This window comes from Chryseobacterium sp. HNCC26DJ238 (assembly GCF_057180465.1).
Map to the genome: position 1 here is coordinate 1 of NZ_JBXUGI010000076.1, position 361 is coordinate 361.

The window sequence follows — 361 nt, forward strand, 5'->3', positions numbered from 1 at the left end:
GAAACCCTGCCCTGAGCCTGCCGAAGGGTCAAAACCGATTTCTACGTACGCATAATCTGAAACTGGGTTAGGATAGATCTTGATATCCTGCTTCTCAATCAACTGATCCAATTGCTTATCGCCCAGTTTCACGATCTTCCAGTTTTCTCTGCCCAGTTCCTCAGCACTGGTTCCTGCTAAAATAATAGAACCGTCACGGTTCAGTTTGATATCCGATAACCGTTCTTCCTTCTTCCTGGATTCTCCTTTGACGTGCTTTCTCCATTGTTCATTTCCGTTCTGGTCGAGGTAGAGCATCCAGAAAGTTTCATCATCTGCTTCAATTCTTCCTTCTGCCTGCGTGTAGCCGCCAATTAAAAAT

1 pseudogene is annotated in these 361 nt (G+C 45.2%); it reads right to left on the bottom strand.

Annotation, left to right across the window (positions count from 1 at the left end):
- Positions 1 to 361, bottom strand: a pseudogene (locus AC2A07_RS19770) (T9SS type A sorting domain-containing protein); the annotation flags it as partial.